Raw genomic sequence first — 6996 nt, forward strand, 5'->3', positions numbered from 1 at the left:
TTGGGACAGCCCCAGCTCGTTAAGCGCCTTGCAGACCGCCGCATTACAGCATTTTCACTGGAGCTGATTCCGCGTACCAGTCGAGCACAAAGCATGGATGCGCTATCGTCTCAGGCAGCGATCGCAGGCTACAAAGCTGTGTTACTTGCAGCGTCAGGGCTGCCCAAATTCTTCCCAATGCTAACGACAGCGGCAGGCACGATCGCCCCGGCGAAAGTGTTTGTGATCGGCGCAGGGGTCGCAGGACTGCAAGCGATCGCGACGGCTCGCCGCATCGGTGCTGTTGTGGAAGCCTTTGATATTCGTCCAGCGGTGAAGGAAGAAGTGCAGAGCTTGGGCGCTAAGTTTGTTGAGGTTGCCCTCGAGGAAGACACGGTTGCCGCAGGGGGATACGCCAAGGAAGTGTCGGACATCGCAAAGCAGCGGACGCAGCAGGCGATCGCGGAGCACGTGCGATCGGCGGACGTGGTGATTACCACCGCGCAAGTTCCCGGCAGGACGGCTCCGCGTCTCGTCACTGCTGACATGATTGCTCAGATGAAGCCTGGCTCGACGATCGTTGATTTAGCAGCAGAGCAAGGCGGCAACTGCGAAGGCACGGAACCAGGCGGCACTGTGGTTCGCAACGGCGTCACGATGATTGGTCCAATCAATCTCCCCTCGTCGATGCCCGTCCACGCGAGTCAGATGTACGCCAAAAACGTGCTGACGCTGGTGCAATACCTGCTGAAAGACGGTGCGTTAACCCTCAACTTTGAGGACGACATCATCAGCAGTGCCTGTGTCAGCCATGCAGGCGAGGTGAAGAATCAGCGAGTGAAGGACTTGTTAGTGGAGACAGTAGGCGTTAGTCATTAGCGGTTAGCGATTAGCTCTGAGTAAGTCAAGGCTAACGAACGACTCATTTCATTACTGATAACTAACCGCTTATTTCAAGGAGCTTTTAACGATGGCAGAAGGACTCATTGCAGGGTTGGTTGTGTTTGTGCTGGCGTCATTTGTCGGCTTTGAAGTCATTAACAAAATTCCACCTACGCTGCACACACCGTTGATGTCGGGATCGAATGCGATTTCGGGAATTGCTGTGGTCGGGGCGCTATTAGTTGCTGGACCACGGGACTGGAATTTGACCGTGATTCTAGGATTGCTGGCGGTGGTGCTGGCGACAATTAACGTCGTGGGCGGATTTCTCGTAACCGATCGTATGTTGCAAATGTTCAAGAAGAAAGAGGTGAAGGCATGAGCGAATTTCTGCCAACCGGGATTCAACTCAGCTATTTGGTGGCGTCGGCGCTGTTTATTGTGGGTCTAAAACAGCTGGGGTCTCCAGCAACAGCACGGCAGGGGAACGTCGTAGCCGCGATCGGGATGCTGATTGCGGTGGTAGCGACGCTGCTTGATCGGCAAGTGCTGAACTACGAAATGATTGCGGTGGGAATTGCGATCGGCTCTGCCTTGGGCGCAGTAATGGCGTACAAGGTGGATATGACAGCCATGCCGCAAATGGTTGGTTTGCTGAACGGGTTCGGCGGTGCGGCATCGGCACTGGTAGCCGTCGGCGAATTCTGGCGGGTGATTCACAGCACTGGTGCAGTTCCGCTGGACGAAAGCATCACGATTATCCTTAGCGTCTTGATTGGTGGCGTCACCTTCACCGGAAGCCTGCTTGCATTTGCCAAGCTGCAGGAGTTGGTTCCCGGTGCGCCAATCACCTTTCCATTGCAGCAGTTAGTTAATTTGGCGCTGGTGCTGGCGTTCTTTGTGGGCAGCGGCTTTTTGGTTGCAAATCCGAATGACCCCACCACGTTTCTAGCGTTAGTCGGAATTTCGCTGGTGCTGGGCGTGCTGTTTGTCCTGCCGATCGGCGGTGCTGATACACCCGTGGTGATTTCGCTGCTGAACTCGTTCTCTGGTCTAGCGGCGAGCGCGGCGGGCTTTGTTCTGATGAACAACATGCTGATTATTGCAGGTGCGCTGGTGGGCGCATCGGGCATCATCCTGACTGAGTTGATGTGTCGCGCCATGAACCGAACGCTGGCAAACGTGCTGTTCAGCGCCTTTGGTTCCAACCGCACGGCAGCAGGCGGATCGGCGGCAGAGATTCAAGACAAGACGGTGCGATCGATCGACTCCGATCAGGGTGCCATGATGCTAGGCTATGCGCGATCGGTGGTCATTGTCCCTGGTTACGGTATGGCGGTGGCGCAAGCGCAGCACGCGGTGCGAGAACTGGCAGATCAGCTTGAGCGCTTGGGCGTGGAAGTGAAGTACGCGATTCACCCCGTTGCTGGACGGATGCCGGGGCACATGAACGTGCTGCTGGCAGAGGCAAATGTGCCTTACACGCAGCTTTACGACATGGATGACATCAACCCAGACATGGATCGCACGGATGTGGCGCTGGTAATTGGCGCGAATGATGTGGTGAATCCCGCCGCTCGACATGATTCTGGCAGTCCGATTTATGGAATGCCGATTCTTGAGGTGGATAAGGCGCAGCACACGATCGTCATCAAGCGTGGCATGAACGCAGGCTTCTCTGGCGTGGAGAACGAGCTGTTCTACAAGAACAAAACAATGATGCTGTTTGGCGGCGCGAAAGATGTCGTGACGCAACTAGCATCGGCGGTGAAAGAGTTGTAGAGGCTAATATCTAATAGCGATTAGTACGGATTCAACCAGAATCTCCGATTAAGTTGAAGGGCGTAAGGAATGCTTAATAAGCTTCCTACGCCCTCTCCTTCTACAGGCTTTTAATGACCAAAGCACTATGTAGTGCCATCACACGCCAAGCGGATTTGTTTATTTTGTTTTTAAGATAATTCAGTAGTCCTTAAAAAGTGGAGAAAACATTCACAAATATTTCCTCAAAGTCTGGAAAATTCCTAAATTATTCATCAGATTTTTACACTACTGAATAGTATTGAGACTTCGACCAATCGTAACTGAAACACTGCTCTACGGATGACGTCATAAAGTTTAATGAAGTCTAATAATGCCGTTCTATTGTCAGTGGGATGTTGCTCAGATGGTAAACCCGATCGTTCTTCCGCTGCTATCCGCCCTGAGCCTTACTAGCGTCTGGATAGGAAACCAAGCGGCTTCCGCGCAGATGCGTTCACCAACCGAAATAGAGCCAATTTGCACGCCTCAACAGTGTGGCGCAACAGTGAATGGGCGACGATCGCTCACCGTTGTTGGGCAAGGGCAAGTCACTGCGCCTGCGGATGTGGCAACACTAGAATTTCGGTTCGGCAACGCCGCTGCGCTCAATGATTCCAGACCCACGACTCCCGGCTTATCGATTCGCGCTACCCAGCAACTCACCGAAGAGGCACTGAAACCGACGCGCGATGCTCTAGCCAAAGTTGATGTTCCTAGCCGCAGCATCACCGTACAGACCAGTTCGCTGCAAAGTCCGAAGCTGTTAGTTCAGGTCGAGAAACCAACTCAAGAGCGGCTCCAAACGATCGTGCTAGCAGTAAACGATTCTCTCCAAGGCAACCAGCAACTATTTCTGCAAAGTATTGGGGCAACCTACCGCATTAATATTTGTCAACCTCTAGAACGTCAAGCGCGCCGATTGGCGCTGCGCGATGCTCTCAATCAATCTAAAACGCTGGCGCAAGATGTGCAGGTGCAACTGGGCGAGTTGCTGTCTGTGACCGCTTATCCGATCGCGGGCTCTCCATCCTTAATTGGCTGTGGCACTAAAGTCGGAGTACAGAACTCTCTACTACCGCTTGCAAGCGAAGAAACGGCTCCACCTTACGATCCGGCAGATAAGCCGGAAGTACAAGTTCGCAGTCAGGTCAGCATCACCTACGCAATCGTCGAGCCAAACCCGCGAAAATAAGCGGCCCGATCGTTCAAAAATTAGCAACCCCACTAAGCTCTCACTCAGCGGGGTTGCTGCGTTCTTATTCAGTAGTAGCACTACTAAATGCTGGGCGTTGCTGCTTCGACTTTGTCTTTTACGATCGTGGGTTTAACGAAGCCGATGTAACCCGCGATTAGCGCCGTCAGCGCATTAAACCAGACATTATTACCAAAGATTGGCATTAGCCCAAATGTGGTGTTGGTCAACGGCAGCAAACCCATCAGCGCAATCAAGGCATACGTAATCGCAAAGATCTGGTTATAGACGATCGAACCGCTTAAACTTGTGGCGGCTGCAATGCCTAAAATACCGACGACAATGTGGACCGCATTGTGCAAAAAATTGGTGGGAAATAGACCCAAAACATAGCCGTAGCCGTCATCAAAAATGAGTCGTGGGGCATCAACAGAAACGTTAGGAGCGGCAGCTGGAAGGCTCATGAAATTGGGAATAAACCCAGCTAAACCGACTGCTAAAAAAAGAATGCCAAGGATTAGGGCGCAGACGCGCTCGGTAAGGTCGAAGCGTTTGAATAGATCAGTAGACGGTGATTGCATGAATGATTTCCTTGTTAGTGGTTAATAGTTGGAGCCGAAAAAAATTGTTGTGTTCGCGTGCTGTAAAAGCGAACCATCACTACTCTTAATGTTCTGTTACAACTCTCAGCTTTCCTCTATCACAAGGGATATAGCTGTCTAACTTAACTTGATGAACCTTTTGGATTCACCGGTTCAGCTTTCTGCGCGAGCTCTAAATCCGCATTTCACGCTACTGTTTACGCTTCACATTAGGCATTCTGCCCCAAATCTTTTGCCATAAGTTTCTAAAACTGTAACCACTGCTACTTCGTGTCTGCCCAATGGCAAAGTGGATACAGACGAATATTTCAGTGAGTGAACAAATGAACACGATTTCGATAGGTGCCAGCCCGTGGCAGCGGTTCAGAGCGGTGGCGATCGGGGCAGGTCTGCTCAGCCTCATGGTCGTCAATCCAGTAATGGCGCAGGAGCGGCTGATGCGAACGCTAACCGTCACTGGACGCGGCACCGAGCAGGTTGCAACCACGTTGACACAGGTTCGATTAGGTGTAGAGGCTCAGGGAAAAACGGCTGATGCGGTTCAGCAAGAAGTCGCCCGTCGATCGACTGCTCTAGTCACCCTGCTGAAGGCACGTCAAGTCGAAAAGCTAGAGACAACGGGCGTCAACCTAAATCCGGTCTATCGCTACGACAATGGAGCGCAGACTCTAACCGGATATTCTGCCAGCAACAGCGTCAGTTTCCGACTCGAAACCTCAAAAGTGGGAACGCTGCTGGACGAAGCTGTGCGAGCGGGTGCAAGCCGTATTGATGGGGTCAACTTTGTGGCGTCAGATGCCGCGATCGCCGCCGCACAAAAAGTCGCCCTCCGCAGCGCGACGCAGGAAGCGCAGGCGCAAGCAGACGCTGTATTCAGCAGCCTTGGCTTCACCAAGCGCGAGATCGTTAGCGTGCAAATCAACAATGCAACCCCTCCCGTACCACGTCCGATGTTCGACGTAGCGCAGCGAGCCGAACTTGCCGCACCTGCTAAAGCACCTCTGCCCGTCGTAGGTGGGGAACAGGAGGTAGAAGCATCGGTCACGCTACAGATCAGCTACTGAGGGTCACAGGTTGGGCTGCGCGTTGCGCAGCCCAGTCGTCTAAAACTCGTCGCTGTAGCTGCTGGCTGTGCTGGCTTCGCTGTCTCGTTTGGAGCCGAGCAGTTCGAGGCGATCGACGCGAATGACAGGCTTAGAGCGGTCTACCCCGGTGCTGCGGTCTTTCCAGTGCTCAAACTTCAACGCACCGCTGACTCCAATTAAGCTGCCCTTGCGCACGTAGTTCGCGGCAACCTCTGCCTGCTTACCCCATAGCTCCAGATTGAACCAGTCCGGCTGGTCATTGCTCCGACTAGCACGATTCACGGCAAGGGTCAGATTACACACAACACTGCCAGACTCAAAGTATTTCACGTCTGGATCGCCGCCGACCCGACCTACCAACGACACTGCATTGAGGCTCATAATCTTCCTGCTGCAAAATTCATCTTGCTAGCTTAACCCAATCTCAGCAAACGGATTTGAGTTTTAACTAGTACTTATGTATTGTATCATTTTATCTACAAAATAAATTCGTTAAGCATAATAGTGAGGCGGTCCTAGCGGTCGAATGTGGTTTAGCTCACCTACAATAAGGGTGCTGTACTCAAGTCTGCTAGTTTTAGTTATCAGTAGCGCCTAGATTGATTAGAAATGCTGGTTGTCACTCTTTGTAAATTAGTTTACTGTCTCATCCTGATTAAGGCATTGTGATAGGAATTGAGTAGTTTAGATTCTGGTTAGCCAAGTGAACAAATTGCTATACGGCTGACTAGACGGGTGATCGAAAACGTAATAAAATCCAACCTTGATCACACTTTTGTTGTGATCTGGCACCGAGTCATCACTATTTACCAGAGGCATAGAGGCTAGTGGGTCTTTTTAGTCGTTTCTCCCTTTCACGGGACATGGGTATTGACCTTGGCACTGCAAACACACTAGTTTACGTGTCAGGCAAGGGCATTGTTCTGCAAGAACCCTCGGTCGTCGCGATCGATCAGGAAAACAAAGTTCCGCTGGCTGTGGGAGAAGATGCTAAGCGAATGCTGGGTCGGACACCTGGTAATGTGGTGGCGCTACGTCCTCTACGGGATGGGGTAATTGCCGACTTTGATACAGCCGAACTGATGCTGAAGCACTTCATCGCTCGTGTGCACGAAGGCAAGACCCTCGTATCCCCCCGAATTGTGATTGGCATCCCCAGCGGCGTCACGGGTGTAGAGCGTCGCGCAGTGATGGATGCTGCCTCGCAAGCCGGAGCCAGAGATGTCTATCTAATCGATGAACCCGTCGCGGCTGCGATCGGTGCAGGGCTTCCTGTGGCAGAGCCAACCGGCAACATGATCATCGACATTGGCGGCGGCACAACAGAAGTTGCTGTGCTTAGTTTGCAAGGAACGGTGCTGAGTGAGTCGGTGCGCGTTGCAGGGGACGAACTGAGTGAAGCGATCTCGCAGTACATGAAGAAAGTCCACAACCTCGTGATCGGGGAACGGAC

Annotated in this window: 8 protein-coding genes; 6 read left to right on the plus strand and 2 right to left on the minus strand. The window is 52.4% G+C overall.

Annotated elements, in window-relative coordinates; genetic code table 11:
- The 4 genes from H6F43_RS05560 to H6F43_RS05575 all read left to right on the plus strand — a co-directional run.
- Nucleotides 1-858: NAD(P) transhydrogenase subunit alpha (locus tag H6F43_RS05560; protein ID WP_190341496.1), on the plus strand; the 858-nt coding region annotated here is incomplete at its 5' end.
- A 91-nt stretch (nt 859-949) separates the two neighbouring features.
- Entirely contained in the window at nt 950-1243 is a 294-nt protein-coding gene (locus H6F43_RS05565; protein WP_190341498.1) for an NAD(P) transhydrogenase subunit alpha, read from the plus strand.
- The gene (locus H6F43_RS05570; protein ID WP_190341500.1) at nt 1240-2643 is read left to right on the plus strand and encodes an NAD(P)(+) transhydrogenase (Re/Si-specific) subunit beta; all 1404 of its coding nucleotides are present in this window, start codon (nt 1240-1242) and stop codon (nt 2641-2643) included. Before H6F43_RS05565 ends, H6F43_RS05570 begins: the two co-directional genes overlap by 4 nt.
- A gap of 352 nt (nt 2644-2995) precedes the next feature.
- Entirely contained in the window at nt 2996-3856 is an 861-nt protein-coding gene (locus tag H6F43_RS05575) for an SIMPL domain-containing protein (RefSeq protein ID WP_190341503.1), read from the plus strand.
- A gap of 83 nt (nt 3857-3939) precedes the next feature.
- On the opposite strand, the gene H6F43_RS05580 is transcribed toward H6F43_RS05575, so the two are convergent.
- Nucleotides 3940-4437, minus strand: coding sequence for a DUF4383 domain-containing protein (locus H6F43_RS05580; RefSeq protein WP_190341505.1), 498 nt, complete (start codon nt 4435-4437; stop codon nt 3940-3942).
- Nucleotides 4438-4781: 344 nt separating this feature from the next.
- Between H6F43_RS05580 and H6F43_RS05585 the strand changes: the two genes are divergently transcribed.
- Nucleotides 4782-5522: an SIMPL domain-containing protein gene (locus H6F43_RS05585; protein ID WP_190341507.1), complete on the plus strand. Its 741-nt coding sequence runs from the start codon at nt 4782-4784 to the stop codon at nt 5520-5522.
- A gap of 39 nt (nt 5523-5561) precedes the next feature.
- On the opposite strand, the gene H6F43_RS05590 is transcribed toward H6F43_RS05585, so the two are convergent.
- Nucleotides 5562-5924 (minus strand): single-stranded DNA-binding protein, encoded by a 363-nt coding sequence (locus H6F43_RS05590; protein WP_190341509.1) that lies wholly within the window; start codon nt 5922-5924, stop codon nt 5562-5564.
- A gap of 482 nt (nt 5925-6406) precedes the next feature.
- Here H6F43_RS05590 and H6F43_RS05595 point away from each other — a divergent pair.
- Nucleotides 6407-6996, plus strand: a 590-nt coding sequence (locus H6F43_RS05595) for a rod shape-determining protein (RefSeq protein ID WP_190341511.1), incomplete at its 3' end; no start/stop codon positions are given.

Source organism: Leptolyngbya sp. FACHB-36, assembly GCF_014695955.1.
In the GTDB taxonomy this organism is placed as follows: domain Bacteria; phylum Cyanobacteriota; class Cyanobacteriia; order Leptolyngbyales; family Leptolyngbyaceae; genus FACHB-36.